Source organism: Tissierella sp., from assembly GCF_032104385.1.
GTDB lineage: Bacteria > Bacillota > Clostridia > Tissierellales > Tissierellaceae > Tissierella.
Genome location: NZ_DAMCHJ010000003.1, coordinates 279,889 through 300,350, shown reverse-complemented (window position 1 = coordinate 300,350; position 20,462 = coordinate 279,889). Strand labels below are relative to the sequence as shown.

The 20,462-nt window shown below is 29.5% G+C and carries 26 protein-coding genes; all 26 read left to right on the top strand.

What is annotated here, in order from left to right; all coding sequences use genetic code 11:
* Positions 1–125 precede the first annotated feature (125 nt).
* Positions 126–905: a GTP-sensing pleiotropic transcriptional regulator CodY gene (codY, locus tag RT714_RS05515; protein WP_313756575.1), complete on the top strand. Its 780-nt coding sequence runs from the start codon at positions 126–128 to the stop codon at positions 903–905.
* A gap of 208 nt (positions 906–1,113) precedes the next feature.
* Complete coding sequence (gene flgB, locus RT714_RS05510) at positions 1,114–1,515, top strand: flagellar basal body rod protein FlgB (protein WP_313756574.1); 402 nt, start codon at positions 1,114–1,116, stop codon at positions 1,513–1,515.
* Positions 1,516–1,517: 2 nt separating this feature from the next.
* Positions 1,518–1,958 (top strand): flagellar basal body rod protein FlgC, encoded by a 441-nt coding sequence (gene flgC, locus RT714_RS05505; RefSeq protein ID WP_313756573.1) that lies wholly within the window; start codon positions 1,518–1,520, stop codon positions 1,956–1,958.
* 5 nt (positions 1,959–1,963) lie between these two features.
* The gene (gene fliE, locus RT714_RS05500; protein WP_313756572.1) at positions 1,964–2,266 is read left to right on the top strand and encodes a flagellar hook-basal body complex protein FliE; all 303 of its coding nucleotides are present in this window, start codon (positions 1,964–1,966) and stop codon (positions 2,264–2,266) included.
* A 25-nt stretch (positions 2,267–2,291) separates the two neighbouring features.
* Entirely contained in the window at positions 2,292–3,815 is a 1,524-nt protein-coding gene (gene fliF, locus RT714_RS05495) for a flagellar basal-body MS-ring/collar protein FliF (RefSeq protein WP_313756571.1), read from the top strand.
* A gap of 12 nt (positions 3,816–3,827) precedes the next feature.
* Positions 3,828–4,832 carry a flagellar motor switch protein FliG gene (gene fliG / locus RT714_RS05490; protein ID WP_313756570.1) on the top strand — a complete coding sequence of 335 codons (1,005 nt, stop codon included), beginning with the start codon at positions 3,828–3,830 and terminating at the stop codon, positions 4,830–4,832.
* Positions 4,825–5,604 (top strand): FliH/SctL family protein, encoded by a 780-nt coding sequence (locus tag RT714_RS05485; RefSeq protein ID WP_313756569.1) that lies wholly within the window; start codon positions 4,825–4,827, stop codon positions 5,602–5,604. The genes fliG and RT714_RS05485 overlap by 8 nt, the downstream gene beginning before the upstream one ends.
* Positions 5,597–6,934: a flagellar protein export ATPase FliI gene (gene fliI, locus RT714_RS05480; protein ID WP_313756568.1), complete on the top strand. Its 1,338-nt coding sequence runs from the start codon at positions 5,597–5,599 to the stop codon at positions 6,932–6,934. The genes RT714_RS05485 and fliI overlap by 8 nt, the downstream gene beginning before the upstream one ends.
* A 25-nt stretch (positions 6,935–6,959) precedes the next feature.
* Positions 6,960–7,397, top strand: a complete 438-nt coding sequence (gene fliJ, locus RT714_RS05475; RefSeq protein WP_313756567.1) for a flagellar export protein FliJ — start codon at positions 6,960–6,962, stop codon at positions 7,395–7,397.
* A gap of 11 nt (positions 7,398–7,408) precedes the next feature.
* Positions 7,409–8,668 carry a hypothetical protein gene (locus RT714_RS05470; protein WP_313756566.1) on the top strand — a complete coding sequence of 420 codons (1,260 nt, stop codon included), beginning with the start codon at positions 7,409–7,411 and terminating at the stop codon, positions 8,666–8,668.
* A 13-nt stretch (positions 8,669–8,681) separates the two neighbouring features.
* On the top strand, positions 8,682–9,977 hold the full coding sequence (locus tag RT714_RS05465; protein ID WP_313756565.1) for a flagellar hook-length control protein FliK: 1,296 nt from the start codon (positions 8,682–8,684) through the stop codon (positions 9,975–9,977).
* Positions 9,978–9,991: 14 nt separating this feature from the next.
* On the top strand, positions 9,992–10,405 hold the full coding sequence (locus tag RT714_RS05460) for a flagellar hook capping FlgD N-terminal domain-containing protein (protein ID WP_313756564.1): 414 nt from the start codon (positions 9,992–9,994) through the stop codon (positions 10,403–10,405).
* Between the two features lie 15 nt (positions 10,406–10,420).
* Positions 10,421–10,801, top strand: a complete 381-nt coding sequence (locus tag RT714_RS05455) for a TIGR02530 family flagellar biosynthesis protein (protein ID WP_313756563.1) — start codon at positions 10,421–10,423, stop codon at positions 10,799–10,801.
* A 76-nt stretch (positions 10,802–10,877) separates the two neighbouring features.
* Positions 10,878–12,269 carry a flagellar hook protein FlgE gene (locus RT714_RS05450; protein ID WP_313756562.1) on the top strand — a complete coding sequence of 464 codons (1,392 nt, stop codon included), beginning with the start codon at positions 10,878–10,880 and terminating at the stop codon, positions 12,267–12,269.
* Positions 12,270–12,325: 56 nt separating this feature from the next.
* A complete protein-coding gene (locus RT714_RS05445; RefSeq protein ID WP_313756561.1) occupies positions 12,326–12,538 on the top strand; it encodes a flagellar FlbD family protein in 213 nt (70 codons plus the stop codon).
* 3 nt (positions 12,539–12,541) lie between these two features.
* The gene (locus tag RT714_RS05440) at positions 12,542–13,327 is read left to right on the top strand and encodes a motility protein A (protein ID WP_313756560.1); all 786 of its coding nucleotides are present in this window, start codon (positions 12,542–12,544) and stop codon (positions 13,325–13,327) included.
* Positions 13,327–14,049, top strand: coding sequence for a flagellar motor protein MotB (locus tag RT714_RS05435; protein ID WP_313756559.1), 723 nt, complete (start codon positions 13,327–13,329; stop codon positions 14,047–14,049). Before RT714_RS05440 ends, RT714_RS05435 begins: the two co-directional genes overlap by 1 nt.
* 22 nt (positions 14,050–14,071) lie before the next feature.
* Positions 14,072–14,488 (top strand): flagellar basal body-associated FliL family protein, encoded by a 417-nt coding sequence (gene fliL, locus RT714_RS05430; RefSeq protein ID WP_313756558.1) that lies wholly within the window; start codon positions 14,072–14,074, stop codon positions 14,486–14,488.
* A 13-nt stretch (positions 14,489–14,501) separates the two neighbouring features.
* Positions 14,502–15,500, top strand: coding sequence for a flagellar motor switch protein FliM (fliM, locus tag RT714_RS05425; RefSeq protein ID WP_313756557.1), 999 nt, complete (start codon positions 14,502–14,504; stop codon positions 15,498–15,500).
* On the top strand, positions 15,490–16,677 hold the full coding sequence (fliY, locus tag RT714_RS05420) for a flagellar motor switch phosphatase FliY (RefSeq protein ID WP_313756556.1): 1,188 nt from the start codon (positions 15,490–15,492) through the stop codon (positions 16,675–16,677). The genes fliM and fliY overlap by 11 nt, the downstream gene beginning before the upstream one ends.
* Before the next feature lie 26 nt (positions 16,678–16,703).
* Positions 16,704–17,066 (top strand): response regulator, encoded by a 363-nt coding sequence (locus RT714_RS05415; RefSeq protein WP_072972402.1) that lies wholly within the window; start codon positions 16,704–16,706, stop codon positions 17,064–17,066.
* Positions 17,067–17,069: 3 nt separating this feature from the next.
* Positions 17,070–17,561 (top strand): hypothetical protein, encoded by a 492-nt coding sequence (locus RT714_RS05410; protein ID WP_313756555.1) that lies wholly within the window; start codon positions 17,070–17,072, stop codon positions 17,559–17,561.
* Positions 17,545–18,303, top strand: a complete 759-nt coding sequence (gene fliP, locus RT714_RS05405; protein WP_313756554.1) for a flagellar type III secretion system pore protein FliP — start codon at positions 17,545–17,547, stop codon at positions 18,301–18,303. The genes RT714_RS05410 and fliP overlap by 17 nt, the downstream gene beginning before the upstream one ends.
* Positions 18,304–18,313: 10 nt before the next feature.
* On the top strand, positions 18,314–18,583 hold the full coding sequence (gene fliQ, locus RT714_RS05400) for a flagellar biosynthesis protein FliQ (RefSeq protein WP_313756553.1): 270 nt from the start codon (positions 18,314–18,316) through the stop codon (positions 18,581–18,583).
* A gap of 10 nt (positions 18,584–18,593) precedes the next feature.
* Positions 18,594–19,361 carry a flagellar biosynthetic protein FliR gene (gene fliR / locus RT714_RS05395; protein WP_313756552.1) on the top strand — a complete coding sequence of 256 codons (768 nt, stop codon included), beginning with the start codon at positions 18,594–18,596 and terminating at the stop codon, positions 19,359–19,361.
* Positions 19,362–19,371: 10 nt separating this feature from the next.
* Positions 19,372–20,454 carry a flagellar biosynthesis protein FlhB gene (flhB, locus tag RT714_RS05390; RefSeq protein ID WP_313756551.1) on the top strand — a complete coding sequence of 361 codons (1,083 nt, stop codon included), beginning with the start codon at positions 19,372–19,374 and terminating at the stop codon, positions 20,452–20,454.
* Positions 20,455–20,462 lie beyond the last annotated feature (8 nt).

Sequence of the window (20,462 nt, the reverse complement as noted above, 5' to 3'; positions counted from 1 at the left end):
TTAAAATTTTCTGTACAATGTTATTTTTTTGTAGTAGAATTATATATGTAGCTAAATGTAAAAATAATCGATTTAAAATCTTATAGATAATAAATTGAGTTTATTTAAATAAGGAGGAAATAGTTATGGAAAGTTTATTGCAAAGAACTAGAAAACTAAATAAAACACTACAGGGATATGGGTCAAAACCCGTTTCTTTTTCGGATTTAAGCGAAATACTAAGTGATATGCTGGAAGCAAATGTTTATATAGCCAGTACCAGTGGGAAAGTATTAGGATACGAATTATCTACTGGATTTGATTGTGACATAATTCAAGCCGAAATAGTTAAGGAAAAGAGATTTCCAAAAAAATATAATGAGGAATTGTTAAGATATAATGAAACCAATGAGAATTTAAGAGAAATTACAGATTGTGTTTTTGACCAAGTTTCAGAATGCCCTTATCCAGATAAGATTGCAACCATTATACCGATAAATAGTGGTGGTAAAAGGTTAGGTACTTTAGTATTGGCGCGTTTTGGAAAGGAATTTACAGAAGAAGATCTTGTATTAGCAGAATACAGTGCAACTATAGTAGGTATGGAAATACTTAGAGCTAAGTCTGAGGAAATAGAAGAAGAGGCAAGAAAAAAATCTGTTGTTCAAATGGCTATAGGCACTCTTTCTTATTCAGAATTAGAAGCAATGGAGCATATTTTTAATGAATTAGATGGTAATGAAGGCTTGCTTGTTGCAAGTAAGATTGCCGATAGGGTTGGTATAACAAGATCGGTTATAGTAAATGCCTTGAGAAAATTTGAGAGTGCAGGTGTTATAGAATCTAGATCTTTAGGAATGAAAGGAACTCATATAAGGATTTTAAATGATAAACTAACAGAAGAGCTTTTAAAATCAAAAGAATAGTATTATACTATTCTTTTTTTTATAGGACTTTAGGGCGAATTAAGTAATAGATTGAATTTATACTTGCATTAGGATGTTAAAATATGTAATATAAAGTAGAAGAGTTTTATCAGGTTATTAGATATTTTAATGGTTTATGTATTATAATGTATTAATAAATATATTTTTAACTATTATATTAATATAACGAGGAACGGGGAGTGATTTAATGATTAATCGTATTTATAATAATATTGATTTTTATAAAAAGGCTTTAGATGGAACTTGGGAAAGACATAAGGCAATAAGCAATAATATTGCAAATGATAACACTCCTAATTATAAGAGGAAGTTTGTTACATTTGAGGAACAATTAAAACAATCAATTGAGGATAATAGGATTAGTTTAACCAAAACTCATGTAAATCATATTAGTCATAGGACAAGCAGTTTTAACCCTATTGTCATAGAAGACAAATCTACATCCTATAGATTAGATGGTAATAATGTAAATATTGATACTGAAACAGCAGATTTAGCTAAAAACACTATTATGTATGATGCCTTAACTAAACAAGTAATTGGAGAATTTGAAAAAATAAAAAATGTTATCACTGAAGGGAGTAAGTAATTATGAGTATTTTTAATTCAATAAATACATCAGCTACTGCATTAACAGCTGAGAAAACTAGAATTGATATAATTACTAAGAATATGGCTAATGTAAATACTACTAGGAGTACAGGAGGAATGCCATATAGAAGACAAATGGTTGTTTTTGAAGAAAACAAATCAGATTCTTTCTCAGAGTATTTAAATAAACATATGAATAAGAGCGAAGGAAAAGGTGTTAAAATTAGTAAAATAGTTGAAGATGATTCACCTTTTAGACTTGTATATGAGCCAGGTCATCCAGATGCAGATGAAAATGGTTATGTAAAAATGCCAAATGTTGATACAATAAAAGAGATGGTCGATTTAATTAGTGCCCATCGCTCCTATGATGCTAATATAACTGCTATGAATGCGTCTAAATCAATGCTTATGAAGGCATTAGAAATTGGTAGGAGGTAAAAGTCATGAATATAAATAAAATTAATGGCTATGGGAAAGTATTAGATTTTGATAAGAATTCGATTAACCCCATAGAAAGTAATGATAAAAACAATTTTGGAGATTTATTAACAAAAGCCTTAAATCAAGTAAACCAACTGCAATTGGAGAGTGATGATTATAAACAGATGTTGGTACTTGGACAAGTTGATAATCTCCACGATGTGGCAATAGCTGCTGAAAAGGCTAATGTTGCTTTACAAATTACTATGAGCATAAGGAATAAAGTCGTAGAGGCTTATAGAGAAATCATGAGAATTCAAATTTAGTAATTCATAGGGAAGAGGTGCGACTGTGCAGGAATCAATACATAAGGTAAGATTACAACTAACTGAATATTGGAAGGGAATGGATAAAAAGAAAAAAATCGGACTGGTGCTTATTAGTTTATTTGTTATTTTTGCTGTAATTGCACTTATTCTTACATTAACACGTACAAAATATGATATTTTATATGGGAATCTAAGTTTAAAGGATATGGGACAAATAACATCTAAATTAGATGAGATGGGTGTGCTTTGGAAAACTGGAGAAGATCAAAAAAGTATTTTAGTTCCACAGGAAAATAAAAATCGTATTAAAATTGAATTAGCTACATATGGTCTTCCTAAAGATGGATATACATATATGGATGCTTTTAATGATAGTAGTTGGACTATGACAGACTATGATAAAAAGCAAAGGATGAAAATGGCATTACAAAGTGAACTGGCATCTACCATATCTGAAATTGATGGTATACGTGGTGCTCAAGTATATATAGATGAAAAGGAAACTACTAATTTTGTACTAAATAATGATGATGATAATAAGACAACAGCTTCTGTTTTTATAGAAAAATCTGACGGTAGACCATTATCAGATGAAAAGATAAAAGCAATAAAACATTTGGTAGCAGGTTCTATTAATATGTCTCCAGAAAATGTTAAATTAGTTGACGAAGAAGGAAAACTTTTAGAAGAGGGAAATCAAGAGGACGTTTTTTCTATTGATCAATTTGCAGTTAAACATGAGCTGGAAAGTAAGATAAACGAGAGTATAAAGAAGTTTTTAGAGAATATAGTAGGGCCAGAAAATGTTGATGTAATGTCAAGTGTTAAGATTAATATGGATATAGAAAATACAACTATTGTAGAGTTTGCTCCCCCTATTGAAGGAAATGAAGAAGGATTAATTCGTTCTTTAGAGGAAGTGGAGGAGCATATGGTAGGTGGGGGAATAGGTGGTGTTCCGGGAACTGATACCAATGTGGAAGATTATGCTACAATAGATAATGGTTCGAGTAGATATGACAAAGCAAGTCGAATAATAAATAATGAGTTAAATGAAATAAATAAAGAAATTAAAAAAATGCCAGGTCAAGTGGAAAGTGTTACTGTGGCAGTACTTATAAATAAAGATGCCTTAGTAGATGGTGAAATGACTCCTGAAAGGGAGAAGGAATTTTCTGATTTGATATTTGCAGCAACTGGTTTAGATACAAAACAAGTTCAAGTAAAGGCTGTAGGATTCAATAAACAAGTTGTAAATAGTAATGCAGCTCAAAGTACACCGAATAAATGGGTATATATAGGTATGGGTTTATTAATATTAATAATAATAGGTATAATTATAATTATTTATATTAGATCAAAGAACAATAAATCTGCGGCTGATGAATTAGAAAGGATATTAGAAGAAAAGTCTTCGATAGAATTGGAAGTTGCAGATCTTGATTTTGAAGCAGAAGAATCAAAAATGAAGGCCCAGATTGATAAATTTATTGAAAAGAAGCCAGAATCGGTTGCTCAACTGCTTAGAAATTGGTTAAATGAATAGGAGCGAGTTAATATGTCTAAGAGGCAATTCAGTGGAAAAGAAAAAGTAGCAATATTACTTATAGCATTAGGTCCTCAAAAATCTGCTGAGATATTTAAACATTTAAATGAAGAGGAGATAGAGGAATTAACTTTACAAATTGCAAACATGAGGATGGTTTCTCCAGAAGAAAAGCAAATAGTTATTGAGGAATTTTATCAAATATGTTTAGCTCAAGAGTATATATCAGAAGGTGGAATTAATTATGCTAAGGATGTACTAGAAAGAGCCTTAGGTTCTGATAAGGCTTTTGATATAATTAATAAATTAACCTCTTCTTTACATGTAAGACCATTTGAATTTGTAAGAAAGGCTGATCCAAATCAGCTTTTAAACTATATACAAAATGAGCATCCACAAACTATTGCATTGATATTATCTTATTTAGGACCTACACAGGCAGGTCAGATATTAGCATCTTTATCAGAGGATAAGCAAGCAGATGTAATGAGAAGAATAGCAATAATGGATAGGACATCCCCAGAAGTGGTAAGAGAAATAGAAGCTATATTAGAAAGTAAATTCTCAAATATTTTAGCTCAGGATTATACAACTACTGGTGGAATTCAAGCAGTTGTTGATATTCTTAACTCTGTGGATAGAGGTACAGAAAAACATATAATGGAAGATTTAGATGTTAGAGATGTAGAATTAAGTGAAGAAATTAGAAGGCGTATGTTTGTATTTGAAGATATTATCACACTTGATAATAGAAGTATTCAAAGGATTATTAGAGAAATTGATAATTCTCAATGGGCTATTGCTCTTAAGAGTGCTAGTGAAGAGGTTAAAAATCTTATATTTGCCAATATGTCAAAACGGTTAGTTGAAATGATAAAAGAAGATATAGAATTTATGGGGCCTGTTCGTATAAGAGATATAGAAGATGCACAGCAAAACATAGTTAATATTATTAGAAAACTAGAGGAAGATGGAGAAATAATTACTCCTAGAGGAGGAGATGAAATAATTGTCTAATGTTATAAAATCCTTTAGAGTAATAGAATCAGAAATTATAGAACCAACAAATGACTTAGATAATGAAAAAACATATTTGGATGAAAGTATTATAGAATCAATTATTGAAGAAGTAAAAATTAAAGGACAAAAAGAGTATGAAGAAATCATGGATAATGCTAAAAAAGAATCTTTAAAAATAATAGAAGATGCTGAGAATCAGAAGGAAACCATGATAAATATGGCCTATGCTAGGACAAAGGAGATTTTAGAAGAAGCTAAAAAAACAGGTTATGGTGAAGGCTATGAAATAGGATATAATGAAGGGCATGAAATAGGATATAATGAAGGGAAAATCAAATCTGATTCTTTAATAAATGAAGCAGTTGAGATAAAGGATGGGTATATATACAAGAGAGAAAGTCTATTAAAGGAGCTAGAAGAAGATATTATTGAATTAGTCATAAGTATTTATGAAAAATTAATAAATAAAAAAAATGAAGAAGATAGTGAGTTGATAATTTCTTTGGTTTTAAGTGGAATTAATAGTTTAGACTTAACAGATAAATTAACTATTATTACTTCTAAAGAGGATTTTAATATATTAGAAATGGCTAAAAATGAAATATTGGCTAAGGCTAGTATGATTTCTGAATTAGATATTAAATATGATATTTCTTTAGAAAAAGGTGATTGTATTTTGGAAACTTCAAAGGGGAATATTGATGTGAGTCTTAAAAATCAGCTAGCTGAAGTTAGAGAGTTATTGACAACAATATTAAATAATGAGTGATTATATGGAAAATACGATTAATATAAAAAAATATATTTCTGCTGTAAAAGAAAAAAGATTTATGAAATATACTGGTAAAATAACCGAAGTTACTGGTCTAACTATTGAATCTAATGGACCTATGGCTACCATTGGTGAATTATGTTATATATATCCATATGGAAGTAATAATCCAATTTTATCAGAAGTAGTTGGATTTAAAGAGGATAAGATACTTCTTATGCCCCTTGGAGAAATGGAGGGGATTGCTAGTGGAAGTGTAGTTGTGGGAAGTGGTAAAAGTCTTAGAGTAAATGTAGGTGAAGAATTAGTAGGAAGAGTTCTTGATGGCCTAGGGAATCCTATTGATGGCTTAGGACCAATTAAGTCAAATAAATATTATCCTGTATCTAATGCTCCACCAAGTCCATTGGATAGAAAAGTAATAGAGGACCCCTTATCTATAGGTGTAAAGGCAATTGATGGACTATTAACATGTGGAAAAGGACAAAGAGTTGGTATATTTGCTGGCTCAGGAGTAGGGAAAAGCACTTTAATGGGTATGATTTCGCGAAATAGTACAGCTGATGTAAATGTTATAGGATTAATAGGAGAGCGAGGAAGAGAAGTTAATGAATTTATCCAAAATGATTTAGGAGAAGAAGGGTTAAAAAAATCGGTATTAGTTGTTGTAACTTCAGATCAACCTGCTTTAATAAGGGTTAAAGGAGCTATGGTAACTACGGCCATTGCTGAGTATTTCAGGGATAAAGGGTTAAATGTAATGCTGTTAATGGACTCCTTAACAAGGTTTGCTATGGCACAACGTGAAATTGGACTAGCTATAGGAGAGCCACCTGTAACTAGGGGATATACACCTTCTGTTTTTGCAACTATGCCAAGGCTACTAGAGAGGACAGGAGCGTCAGATAAAGGAACTATTACAGGACTTTATACTGTATTAGTAGATGGAGATGATTTAACTGAACCTGTAACAGATACTGTAAGAGGTATATTAGATGGGCATATTGTTTTATCTAGAAAGTTAGCAAATGCTAATCATTATCCAGCTATAGATGTCCTTGCTAGTATTAGTAGAGTAATGCCTAATATATCAAGTAAAGAACATTTAAAGGCTGCCAATGCTATAAAAGATATTATGGCAGTATATAGGGAATCAGAAGATTTAATAAATATTGGCGCTTACAAAAGAGGATCAAATAAAAAAATTGATATTGCCATTGATTTAATGGAAGATATAGAAGGGTTTTTAAAACAAGAAACATATAAAGTTTCAACTTTTGAGGAAACTTTATATGCTATGAATGAAATTATCAGTGAAATAAAATAAGTAGTAAAGGGGGTAATTTTAATTGATGGGTTATAGTTTTAGGCTGGAAAAAGTTTTAAATTATAAAGAAAATGTGGAAAATTTAAAAAAAGCTGAATATGGAGATGTTAATAGAAGGCTTAATCAAGAAGAAGAAAAGTTAGTAAATTATAATATCCATAAAGAAAACTTACTTGTTAAAAAAAATGAATCCACCAAAAATACTAGTGTCGGAAATTTAAAATTATATAATAATTATTTACAAGATATATCTTTTAGCATAAAAAAACAAGAAAATGTAATTTCTGATATTAAAGAAGAACTTGAAAAAACAAAAGAAGAGTTACTTTTTGCAGTAAGGGAAAAAAAAGTGTTTGAAAAGTTAAAAGAAAATGATTATAATGAATTTCTTTGTGAAGTTAAAAAAAATGAGGATAAAATTATTGATGGAATAGTTACATTTAATAGTACTACCCAAAAATAGGGGGCAGATCTATGGAAACAACTACAGTACAAAACGAGAAGAATATAGTACAAAAGGATAAAAAAAATAAGAAATTTAAGATGATAGGCATAGTTTTTATTAGTTTGGTTGTAGTTCCTTTATTTATTGTTAGTCTTATTTACAATAGCAATAAACAATTTAAGAATGATACTAATAAATTATTATCAAAAATGCCTGGTTTTATAGGAGAACATTTTAAACATTATCCTACAGAAGTAGAAAAAAATGAAAAGATAAATTATTTATCAAATTATTTTATAAATCTTGATCCAAATATGGCTGCTGATAAAATGTATATAATAAAAAAAGACGATGAAAAGCTTTATATAGATATTGTTAGAGGTATGAATTCAATTTCCGTACCTAAAACAGAGGAAATAGTACTTAAAATTCGAAATATGGAACTAAGGAAGGATTTATTATTTTCTATATACGATGATGCACAAAAAGAGGAGCAAGAAAGACTATTATCAGAAGTATCTAGGTTTGAAAAGCAAGATGTTTTAAAATCCTTATTGGAAATAGAAAAGAAATTTGCTGATAGGGAGTTTTTAAAAATAATATCTGAAATAAATACAGATAAATTGGGTGAAATACTTTATTATGTAGATTCTGATATAAGAAACTATATATTAGACACATTTAAAGAAGATAAAAGAACATTAATAGAAGGAATTATTTATGAAAAAACAAATGAAGTGAATACTTTAATAGATGTAGCTAAGGTGTTTGAAACAAAGCCAATAGATATTACAATAAACGCAATAGGAAATACTGATAACTATACATTATATAAATTAGGGATTATATATAAGAATTTATCTGTTATAAAATCGGCAGAGATATTGTCAAATATAAAGGATGAGGCTTTTATAGAAGAATTATTTGCATCAATAATGCGTGAAGAAGAATTGACAAAATCTGATACTAATATCACTGGTGATATTAGTAAAGCCATGGAGTTTTTAAATGAATATGGAAGTAAGATAAAAAACTTAGTTATTGTCTATGAAAAAATGTCTTCAGAAAAAGTAGCTAAGATTGCTGAACAAATGATAAAGAATAATGAGACTATAACGTTAATTGAGCTTAATTCAGAAGAAACTTATGAATTATCTGATAGAATTATTATAATTGATGTACTATCTAAAATGAAAAATCAAACCTTATCAAAGGTTTTAGATTTTATGGAGCCAGATAAGGCTTCACAAATTACAAGGCTTTTAGCTAAGCCTAAAAATAGTAATTAAGGAGGTGAGTAAAGTGGAAGCTATAGTTTTTGATTTCAAAAATTCATTAAAGACAAGCTCTGATCAAAATACTAGAAAAGAAACGTCAAAAAATAAAAATTTTTCATCTACTTTAGAAAACGTAAATAATAAAACAAATAGTAAAATTTCTTCTGACAATATGTCAAAATCTAACGAAAGTAAAAATACTATATCTAAGAATAAGGATGTATCTAAGGAAAATAAAGATGTAGATCAAAATATTGAAATAGAAGAAGATGCTAAAGATGATTACTCTTTAGTATATGGAAATATACCTCTTTTCTTCAATAAATTAATCAGTACAGTGGATGATTCTATAAATGGTGAAGTAATAGAATTAGAAACTTCTATTGATACAAAACCAATGAAATTTGAAGAAACTTTAGGAAATAATTTAGATGAAAACAAAGAAGTAATTATAGAAAATCAGATTTCAGATACTATAATAAAAGAAGATATAGAAATTGATTACACTAATAAATTTCAATTAGCCTATAAAGAAAATGTAGTAGATAACAATGTTGAAAAAAATGAACTATCTGATAAGGAGATAAAATCAAATTTTAAGTTATTTTCAAAAGAAGGCAAGGAAGAAAATAATGAAAATATGGTTATATTAAATGAAAATAATTTAGTAAATGTAAAAGAGTCAGATGAGAAAATGGAATTTAATTTAGAGCAAAACAATAATCATAGTGCATCTTCCCCCAAGGAAAATTTTGATATTACTGAAGTAGAAAAAACTGATAAAGATACTGAACTAGATATAGAGTCTTTTATTTCAATGAATAAAAATGATATTAGATTCGAAAAAGACAATCTGATTAAATTAGAGGATTTAGATACAATAAATAACAAAGAGGTAATTCAACAAATAGTTGAAAAAGCTAAATTTAACTTGTCAGATAGTAAGAATGAAATGAGAATCAAGCTGAAGCCAGAGATATTAGGGGAAATGACTATGAATATTGAAGTAGTCAAGGGGACTGTTACAGCCAAGATTATGGTTGATAATCAAAGGGCTAAAGAAATTATTGAAGGAAACTTAATACAGCTTAAGGAAGGTATAAAAGACACAGGACTTGAAATTAAGACAGTTGAAGTTTTCGTAGGAAATAATAGTGATTTTGACAAACATAGCTCTGGACAATTTAATCTAAAGCAAAATAATAAAAGAATAAAAGTAAAATCTCAGGACAGAAAAGTGGCAGAAGGATATGATGAGCAAACTGTAGAAAATACGGGAAATATTAGTGGTTTGGAAGATGGATTGAATTTATTTGCCTAGAGAGGAGGATATAAATGGAAGTTAAGACAGAATATAAAGAATATATCTATAAATTTAAAGACCAGAAAAAAGAAGAAACAGGATCTAAAAAAACTAATGATTTAGATAAAGATGCTTTTCTAAGATTGTTAACTACACAATTAGCTAACCAAGACCCTCTTAATCCAATAGAAGATAGAGAGTTTATTGCACAGCTGGCACAGTTTAGTTCATTAGAGCAGATGCAAAACTTAAATAAAACTTTTGCTGATAATTCAAAAGAGATGAATGAAATGTTAAAATTAATGAACTTAAATCAAATAGAAGCCAATGTAGAGATGTTAAAGGAATTAACAAGTATAAGAAAAGCCATGGAAGCTTATAAAGGTGAAGAGCCTGTAAAAGAAGAACCAAAAGACGTAGGAGAAAAGAATGAAATAGAAGATTAGTATGGAGTTGTTTTTATGAATAAAATAGATATTAGGCAACTTGAAAATCAATTAATTAATTCATCGAAATCCACAGGAAGAAAACAAGTAAATTTAAATAAAGATTTTGATCAAATATTAGAAAAAATTCAAAATAAAGATGAAGAAATTAAGTTTTCAAAGCATGCAACTGAAAGGTTAAATAGCAGAGAAATGAATTTAACCATAGATGAAATTAACAGGTTAAAATCAGCATTTCATAAAGCTGAAAGTAAAGGAGTAAAAGATGCTTTAATTTTGATGGATGATAAAGCTTTCATAGCCAATATTAACAATAAAACAATAATTACAACAGTTAACAAAGAGCAATTGAAAGAAAGTATATTTACTAATATTGATGGAGCAGTAATAATATAACTGGACCTTATAGGAGGTTATATAGACCGGACTGATAGATGGTCTATGATTGCTCAGAAAAATGGAGGAATGAAATATGATGAGGTCAATGTACTCAGCCGTATCAGGACTGAGAATACATCAAGGTAAGATGGATACAATTGGTAATAATATAGCCAATGTAAATACAGTGGGATTTAAAAAAGGACAAGTTACCTTTCAGGAAGTATTTAGTCAAGTAACAAGGGGAGCTTCTGCACCAACAGGTGGAAAAGGTGGTACAAACCCCCAACAAATAGGTATGGGTGCAGCAGTAGGCTCAATAAATACAATCCACACTAAGGGACCAGGACAAAGAACAGATAACCCTACAGATTTAATGATAGACGGTGAAGGATTTTTTGTAGTATCAGATGATACAAGCTTTAACAATAGATATTATACAAGAGCAGGGAACTTTTCTTTAGATAGGGATGGAAATTTAGTTACTGCTGATGGGTTTAAAGTATTAGGATATGCAGCAGATCCTGATGGAAATATAATGTCAGATGTAACTAATATAAAAATTAACAAATCAGAAACTAAGGCACCTACTGCGACTGAAAAGATTTATTTTAAAGGCAATTTAGATTCTAACTTTGAATTAGATAAAGGACACCCTATAGATACAGTAGTAAAAGATTCACTTGGCAATTCATATAAAGTAACATTTGAAATGACGAAGAAAGAAGTAACTACTGCGAATCCGCCTGTTCATAAATGGGAAATGACTTTAAAGAGAGTAACGGATCAAGCAACGGGAAACTATACTGAAACATTCAATAATCCATTAGATGCTGCAAATAATTTATTAAAATTAGAGTTTGATGATAAAGGTAAGTTAATTACAATTGGTGATACTGCGAATACTGTTAAGGGAGTAAAATTAGATTTAAATGGTATTAAATTTGATTTAAATAAAGATGGTGAAAAAATAAAAAATTCAACTGGAACTGAGGAATCTATCCCACTATCAGCTACTTTTAAAGAAATAACTTTATTTGATTCAGAAAATCAAGATTCTTATAAAAACCTACATCAATATGCAAATGAAATGGACATTAAACCATATGCTCAAAACGGGAATGCCTCTGGTACATTAGAAGGATTTTCCATAGATGCCACAGGAACTGTTGTAGGAGTATTTACTAATGGTGAGAGAAAGAATTTAGGTCAAATCATGCTTGCTAAATTTGATAATCCAATGGGGCTTCAGAAGCTTGGTGGAAATTTCTTTGTAGATACGAGAAACTCTGGAGAACCACAACTTGGCAAGGCAAGCACTAGTGGATTTGGGGCAATAAGTCCAGGAAACCTTGAAATGTCTAACGTAGACATATCTCTTGAGTTTACTGAAATGATAACTACCCAAAGAGGATTCCAAGCGAATTCAAGAATTATAACAACTTCAGATGAAATGCTACAAGAATTAGTTAATATGAAGAGATAATCTATTTAAATAGGGTAGACTTATCTACCCTATTTAATAAAAAAGGTGGGATAATTATGATAAAGGTAAAGAGGTTAAACGATAAAGAATTTGTAGTAAATAGTGAACTTATACTTTACATAGAAGCCACTCCAGACACTGTTATTACACTAACTAACGGACAAAAAATTGTAGTTTCAGATTCTGTTGATGAAATAATAGATAAAGTAATAAGATATAAGGCTAAAATACATATGTTCGAAAGAAGATATAATGGAAACGAGGTGTAAGGATTGGATATTGCAACAATTTTAGGCTTGTTTCTCGGAATTGGTTTTACCATCTGGGGAATTTTACAATCAGGAAGTTTATCAGATTATTGGGATTTTCCCTCAGTTATTATCGTATTAGGAGGTACAGTAGCTGCTACATTTTTGGCATATCCATTAAAAGATATATCCAATATAGGAAGAGTTCTTCAAAAGGCATTTACTCATAAAGCTACATCGGCTAATGAAATAATTGAAAACATAATTAATCTTGCAAATGTGGCTAGAAAAGAAGGATTGCTCTCTTTAGAGGAATATGCTTCTAAACTTGAAGATGATTTTTTAAAAAAAGGAATTATGCTAATTGTAGATGGGACAGACCCGGATCTTGTTAGAAACATTTTAGAAACTGAGCTTATGTTTTTGGAAGAAAGGCATGGACAAGGTCAAGGAACCCTAGAAGCTATGGGTTCATTTGCACCAGCCTTTGGTATGCTGGGAACTTTAATAGGCTTAATAAACATGCTTCAAAAGATGGATGATCCAAAGGCAATAGGTCCAAATATGTCTGTAGCTCTGATAACTACTTTTTACGGTTCTGCATTGGCTAATATTATATTTTTACCTTTAGCTCAGAAACTAAAAGTTAGGAGTAAATCAGAGGTATTAGTTAAAGAATTGATGATAGAAGGATTATTGTCTATTCAAGCAGGGGAAAATCCTAGAATAATTGAAGAAAAGCTAAAGACTTTTATTCCGCCAGAAATGAGAGTTTCTATTAAAAAAGAATTTGGGAAGGAGGAGGCATAGTGGCTAGGCGTAGGAGACAAGAAGAATCAGGTGGAGGTTCACCTGAATGGTTAACCACTTATAGCGATTTAGTTACACTATTACTGTGCTTTTTTATTCTTTTATTTTCTTTTTCAAATGTAGATGCTGAAAAGTTCCGAAGTATAATGGCTAGTTTTCAAGGGGGGTCAGGAGTTCTAGAAGGAGGTACTTCGCTTGATATTCCTATAAATACTATAGAAGATTATATTGATATAGAAGCAGACCTTAAAAGCCTTATTGAACATTTAGATGAATATGCTGAAACTTTGGGATTGGGGGAAAGACTAGAGATAAAACCTGAGGAGAGAGGAATTGTTATTAGGTTTATGGATAATGTACTATTTGATTCTGGAAGTGCAGAAATTAAACCTCAGTCTTTGGAGATATTAAAATCTGTAGCAGAGATGCTCAATAGACAAGAATTTTCAAATAGACAGATTAAAGTAGAAGGTCATACGGATTCAGATCAGATAATAAGATCGTCAAAGTTCCCAACAAATTGGGAATTATCTTCTGCTAGAGCTACTAATGTATTACGATACTTAGTAGAAGTTGAAAATATAGAAGGGAATAGGGTATCTTCTTCGGGATATAGTTATTATAGACCAATTTTACCTAATGATACTCCTGAAAACAAAGCTAAAAATAGAAGAGTAGATATTGTTATATTGAAAGATTCCTATGAAGAATTAGAGCCATAGTAAAATAGAATGGAGTGATAATATGTCTAAAAAAACCATTTTAATAATAGTCATTATTTTGTTATTAGCATTAATCGCAGGTATAGCTGTAGGCATATTTTTCTTTTCAAATAGTTCTGGAGAAAAAAGAGAAAAGGAAATTCAAACTTATTCAATAACATTAGAAGACCTTTATTGTAATATCAAAGAAAGCAAGAGAATTCTAAAGATAAGAGTTACTTTGGAAACAACCAACGAAAAAAGTCTTGCTAAATTAACAGAAAAGCAATTTTTAATTAGAGATGAAGTTAATAAAATAATAGCAAATTTAACAGAAGATGAGTTGCGAGGAAAGGAAGGACAAGTCAATTTACAAAATCAAATAAAAACTAATATAGTAGAATTATTTAATGATCAAAGTATTATAAATATATATTTTAATGATTTTATAATTCAGTAGAGGAGGGGTTCTATTGTCTGAAGTAATGTCACAATCTGAAATTGATGCCCTTCTCAATGCACTTAGTTCTGGTGAGGTGGATGTCGAGGAAATTCAGGAAGTTGATAATTCCAAGAAAATAAAGAAATATGATTTTAGAAATCCCCAAAAAATTTCTAAAGAACAGTTAAGGACACTAGAAGTTATACATGAAAACTTTGCAAGGCATATGCAAACATTCTTAACCGGATATCTTAGGGCACCGGCTAAAATAAATATACTGACGGTAGATCAATTTGCTTATAGTGAATTTAGTAATGCATTATCTAACCCTGCTTTTTTGACAATTATAGATTTTAATCCACTAAATGGGCAAATATTAATAGATATTTCCCCAAATATTATTTATACAATAATAGATAGATTATTAGGTGGAGATGGAAATGATAAGCAGGAAATAAGAGCCTTTACAGAAATTGAACTATCTCTTTTAAAAAACATGATGCAAAAAATAGCAGGAGATATTAAAGAGGCATGGAGTAATGTTATTGAGTTAAAGCCAACATTAGAAAAAATTGAAACCAATCCTCAATTTGCACAAATAGTTCCACCTAACGAAACTATTGCCTTGATAACTATGAATATAGAAATAGGACCTATTGAGGGAATGATGAATGTTTGTATTCCGTATATATTGTTGGAGCCAATATTAGATAAATTAAATACCAAGTTTTGGTTTACAACATCTACAAAAGAACATTCTAATGAGGAACTAAAAGCCATAAAGGAGCGAATGTTACAAACTATAGTTCCTTTGGTAGCGGAGTTAGGAACTACAAAAGTTTCTATAAGGGATATATTAAATTTACAAGTTGGAGATGTAATTAAATTAGAGAATAGTGAAAATAAAATGGCTCCAATTAGGATTGGAAGCAATGTGAAATTTAAAGGTGAAATAGGCGTAATCAATAAAAAAATGGCTATTAAGATAGTTGAAGTTCTAAAGGAAGGTGAAATAATAAATGACAAGTGATATGTTATCTCAAGAAGAAATAGATGCTCTATTATCAGGTAGTTCAGCCGACAAAGTTACACACGATTTTTTTGAAGATGATCATGAAGATTTATTGTCAGATATTGAAATAGATGCTTTAGGGGAAATTGGAAATATAAGCATGGGGACAGCTGCTACAACTTTATCTACTTTATTAAATAGAAAAGTAAATATTACTACTCCTAGAGTAAAACTAACTACTGTTGATGAATTAGCAGATGATTATAAATTACCTCTTGTAGCAATAGATGTTAGCTATAAGGAAGGTTTAGAAGGTTCAAATATTTTAATACTTAATACAGATGATGCTAAAATAATTACTGATCTTATGATGGGTAAAGATAGCTTTGATACAGATAGGGAACTAACAGAGCTTGATTTAAGTGCTGTTAGTGAGGCTATGAATCAGATGATGGGTTCATCTTCAACTTCTTTATCTGAGATGCTTATGAGAAAAATAGATATTGAACCTCCAAAATCTTTGGAAATAACTTTTGCTGAAGGAAAAAACAAAATTGATTTATTAAATTCCTCTTCACCCATTATTAAAATATCATTTAAAATGGTAATAGGAGATTTAATCGACAGCAATATTATGCAATTAGTTCCACTAGAGTTTGGAAAATCTATGGTTGAAAAATTAATGGGCTCATCTAGTACCCAAGAAGAAACTCCTGTAAATAGTAGAGTTTCTGTTGAACCAAATAATGTTATAGAACAATATATTGAAACACCAGTGAACAAAACAAAAGAGGAGGTTTACAATATACCTCAAATACCAGCAAATGATATTGCTAGAACTGAGAATATGAATTATAATGATATTAGCAATGTAAAAGAGGAGAAAATTATTGTTAAAAAGCCAGAATTCCAAAGTTTTGATACATCTTTTACTTCTTCACATAGTGGCTCAATTGACTTAGTTGGAGATATTCCAGTTGAAATAACAGTAGAATTAGGTAGAACTCATAAGAAGATTAGTGAAATACTAGAATTTGGGCAGGGAACTGTTGTAGAATTAGACAAGCTTGTAGGTGAGGCTTTAAATATCTATGCTAATGGTAGATATATTGCTAAGGGGGAAGTTGTAGTTATAGATGACAACTTTGGTGTTAGGGTAACAGAAATTGAAAGTTCAAGTAGAAAAATTATCTAATATTTTTTAATAGGAGGTTTATTTAAATGGCAAATGGAATTTTATTAGTAGATGATGCATCTTTTATGAGAATGATGATAAAGGATATTTTATCTAAAAATGGATTTACAATATTAGGAGAGGCAGAGAATGGATTAAAGGCTGTAGAAAAATATAAGGAATTAAATCCTGATTTAGTTATTATGGATATAACTATGCCTGAAATGGATGGAATTCAAGCGGTAAAAGAGATAAAAAAGATAAATAGCAATGCAAAAATTGTAATGTGTTCCGCAATGGGGCAACAGGCAATGGTAATAGAAGCAATACAAGCTGGAGCAAAAGACTTTATAGTTAAACCATTCCAAGCTGATAGAGTTGTTGAAGCTGTAAAAAAGGTTTTGAGTTAGGGAATGAATAAAAAGACCAATATATTAGTGATGTTAATTTTTTTAAATTTATATGGACTACCTGTTTATGCTATGGAATCCATTGAAAGTAGTCCAATTAAAATAGTTTTCCAATTAATATTTTATATAACAATGTTTACAGTGGTTATATTTCTTACAATATGGGGAACTAAAATTGTTGCGAAGAATTATAAGGGATTTACATCTAGTAAATACATAGATTTATTAGATGTAATGAATCTTACTGGTGGATGCAAAATTGTTATAACTAGGATAAATCAAAAGATATATATTTTAGCTGTAACAAATAACAATACTAATATTATTGATATAATTAAAGTAGATGAATTTCCTATTCATGAAGAGAAGTTTAACGAATACTTAAGCAGTTGCTTAAGTAAAAATAGGAATGGTTATAAAATTAATAGAAAATTAGAAAATTTATTTAGTAATTTAAAGGATAAGGAAGGCAAGAAAGATGAAGAAAAACATTAAAATAATTATTTCAGCTATGGTTTTGGTAATTATATTTGCGAATATTGCCTTTGCAGAACCATCTGTATCCTTGTTTGGTAAATCTATTACTTTAGAAAACAATAATAATCCGGGAAATTATGTATTTTCTATTCAATTACTTTTTATTTTGACGATTCTTACCTTAGCACCATCATTATTGATAATGATGACTGGTTTTACCAGAATACTTATTGTTTTATCATTTATCAGAAATGCACTAGGGCTTCAACAAACTCCCCCTAACCATGTAATTATAGGATTAGCACTATTTCTAACGTTTTTTGTTATGGCGCCTATTGCAACTGAGATAAATAATGAAGCTATTCAACCTTATATTAGGGAAGAGATAACTCAAGATATAGCTATTAATAAGACTATGAACCCAATTCGTAACTTTATGTTTAAACAAACTAGGGATAAAGATCTAGGATTGTTTCTAAGTATGAAGGGAACTGCAAATATAAGTAATTTAAATGAAATACCAACGCATGTATTAATTCCTGCTTTTATAATTAGTGAATTAAAAACAGCATTTCAAATAGGATTTATTATATATATTCCTTTTTTAGTTATTGATATGGTAGTTTCCAGTACTTTAATGGCAATGGGAATGATGATGTTACCACCAGTAATAATATCTTTGCCTTTTAAGATATTACTATTTATACTCGTTGATGGATGGAATTTAATCGTAAAATCATTAGTACTTGGATTTAAATAGGGGTGTTTATATGAACAATGTAGATATGTTAAAACTTGCACAGGATGCTATAAGAACTGTACTTTTTATGTCTGCTCCTATGTTGGTAATTAGTTTAGCTGTAGGGTTAATAGTTAGTGTTATTCAAGCCGTTACCCAAATACAAGAGGCAACTCTTGCCTTTGTACCAAAAATTATAGCAGTATTTTTATCATTACTTTTATTTGGTCCATGGATAATTAAACTAATAATCCAGTTTACATCAGGATTACTTACAAATATTAACAACTATATTTATTAAGGTGGCTATTATGGATTTGATTATAGATTTGATTTTTAGCCAGTATCAGTTACTTTTATTGGCTATGGTGAGAACATCGGGAATTTTTATTTTCTCGCCTTTCTTTAGTTCTCAAAACATACCTAATATAATGAAAATAGGTTTATCTTTTTCAACAGCTTTAATAATTACATCAATATTACCAGTACCTGCTAATATTAATAATGAGGTATTAATATTACTTATAATAAAAGAATTGATGGTTGGAATAATAATAGGATTTATATCCTATGGTTTTTTTTCAGCTTTCTATGTAATGGGACAAATTATTGACATGAAAATTGGATTTGGAATGGCTAATGTAATAGATCCTCAAAACAGGACACAAGTTCCTTTGATGGGAAATTTTTATTATATTCTATCATTTCTTTTGCTATTAAGTATTAATGGACACCATTTTATTATATCAGCCTTAGTTGATAGTTATAAATTTTTACCCATTGGTGAATTTAAATATACAGAAGATACAGTGAATATTCTCATAAATACTTTATCTAAATCCTTTGAAATAGGATTTAAATTAAGTACACCAATAGTAGCTATAATATTTCTTACGGATTTAGTTTTGGGCATTATATCAAAAACTATTCCTCAGATGAATGTTTTTGTTGTTGGTATGCCATTAAAGGTATTGATTGGATTATTAATTATTCTAATCAGTATGCCAATTTTTTTCACTGCAGTAAATGGTATCTTTGATTTAATGATTAACGATATTTATAAATTTATTAAGACATAAGGTTGATAATATGATATTAAAAATGAATTTGCAATTATTTTCTGAGAAGACAGAAAAACCTACTCCAAAGAAAAGAAGAGATGCAAGGGAAGAAGGACAAATACTTCAAAGTAAAGAAGTTAATACGGTTATAATCCTTTTTTCTTGCTTTTTAGGATTAAAGATTTTTGGCGGGATAATGAATACACAATTAAAAAAGTTTATGATTGAAATGTTTAATGAAATAAGTAATATTGAAGCCTTTTTTAATAATAATAATTTAATGATTAATTTTTTAAAAATATCAATGGTTTTTATAATAATAAGTTCACCTATTCTAATAGTTGCCTTTTTATCTGCTTTATTTATCAACTATTTTCAAGTAGGTTTTTTATTTACTACTAAAACATTAAAGATAAAACTAAATAGATTAAATCCTGTAGAAGGCTTCAAAAAAATATTTTCTAAGAGGGCTTTAAAAGAGCTTGTTAAATCTATTTTAAAACTTACCTTAGTTGGATATATTGCTTTTAAATATGCAAATAAGCAGATGACTAGGGTTATTAAATATTCTGGCATGGGAACTATTGAATCATTTGTAAATTTTTCTAATTTGATTTATAGTTTTGTTATAAGAATATTAGGAGTACTTTTAGTTCTATCAATTTTGGATTATTTTTTCCAATGGAGAGAACATGAGAAAAATCTTATGATGAGTAAACAAGAAATAAAAGAAGAGTATAAACAAACAGAAGGGGATCCTTTTGTCAAAGGTAAAATAAAAGAAAAACAAAGGAAAATAGCAATGAGTAGAATGATGCAGGATATTCCTAAGGCAGATGTAATAATTACTAACCCTACTCATTATGCTGTAGCTATAAAGTATGATAAAGATAAATTTGATGCACCTTATATCTTAGGTAAAGGAGCAGATATAATAGCTCAAAATATAAAAAAGGTAGCTAAAGAAAACATGATACCCATTGTAGAAAATAAACCTTTGGCTCGTGCTATATATGATTCTATTGAAATAGGTCAGGTTATAACAGAGGATCTTTATGAGGCTGTTGCTGAAGTTCTGGCATATGTTTATAGTTTAAAAGATGAATTCTAGGAGGATAG

Coding starts and splice junctions, on each gene's coding strand:
- codY (WP_313756575.1), top strand. CDS start 126: ATGGAAAGTTTATTGCAAAGAACTAGAAAACTAAATAAAACACTACAG.
- flgB (WP_313756574.1), top strand. CDS start 1,114: ATGATTAATCGTATTTATAATAATATTGATTTTTATAAAAAGGCTTTA.
- flgC (WP_313756573.1), top strand. CDS start 1,518: ATGAGTATTTTTAATTCAATAAATACATCAGCTACTGCATTAACAGCT.
- fliE (WP_313756572.1), top strand. CDS start 1,964: ATGAATATAAATAAAATTAATGGCTATGGGAAAGTATTAGATTTTGAT.
- fliG (WP_313756570.1), top strand. CDS start 3,828: ATGTCTAAGAGGCAATTCAGTGGAAAAGAAAAAGTAGCAATATTACTT.
- fliI (WP_313756568.1), top strand. CDS start 5,597: ATGAGTGATTATATGGAAAATACGATTAATATAAAAAAATATATTTCT.
- fliJ (WP_313756567.1), top strand. CDS start 6,960: ATGGGTTATAGTTTTAGGCTGGAAAAAGTTTTAAATTATAAAGAAAAT.
- RT714_RS05470 (WP_313756566.1), top strand. CDS start 7,409: ATGGAAACAACTACAGTACAAAACGAGAAGAATATAGTACAAAAGGAT.
- RT714_RS05460 (WP_313756564.1), top strand. CDS start 9,992: ATGGAAGTTAAGACAGAATATAAAGAATATATCTATAAATTTAAAGAC.
- RT714_RS05455 (WP_313756563.1), top strand. CDS start 10,421: ATGAATAAAATAGATATTAGGCAACTTGAAAATCAATTAATTAATTCA.
- RT714_RS05450 (WP_313756562.1), top strand. CDS start 10,878: ATGATGAGGTCAATGTACTCAGCCGTATCAGGACTGAGAATACATCAA.
- RT714_RS05445 (WP_313756561.1), top strand. CDS start 12,326: ATGATAAAGGTAAAGAGGTTAAACGATAAAGAATTTGTAGTAAATAGT.
- fliL (WP_313756558.1), top strand. CDS start 14,072: ATGTCTAAAAAAACCATTTTAATAATAGTCATTATTTTGTTATTAGCA.
- fliY (WP_313756556.1), top strand. CDS start 15,490: ATGACAAGTGATATGTTATCTCAAGAAGAAATAGATGCTCTATTATCA.
- RT714_RS05415 (WP_072972402.1), top strand. CDS start 16,704: ATGGCAAATGGAATTTTATTAGTAGATGATGCATCTTTTATGAGAATG.
- RT714_RS05410 (WP_313756555.1), top strand. CDS start 17,070: ATGAATAAAAAGACCAATATATTAGTGATGTTAATTTTTTTAAATTTA.
- fliP (WP_313756554.1), top strand. CDS start 17,545: ATGAAGAAAAACATTAAAATAATTATTTCAGCTATGGTTTTGGTAATT.
- fliQ (WP_313756553.1), top strand. CDS start 18,314: ATGAACAATGTAGATATGTTAAAACTTGCACAGGATGCTATAAGAACT.
- fliR (WP_313756552.1), top strand. CDS start 18,594: ATGGATTTGATTATAGATTTGATTTTTAGCCAGTATCAGTTACTTTTA.
- flhB (WP_313756551.1), top strand. CDS start 19,372: ATGATATTAAAAATGAATTTGCAATTATTTTCTGAGAAGACAGAAAAA.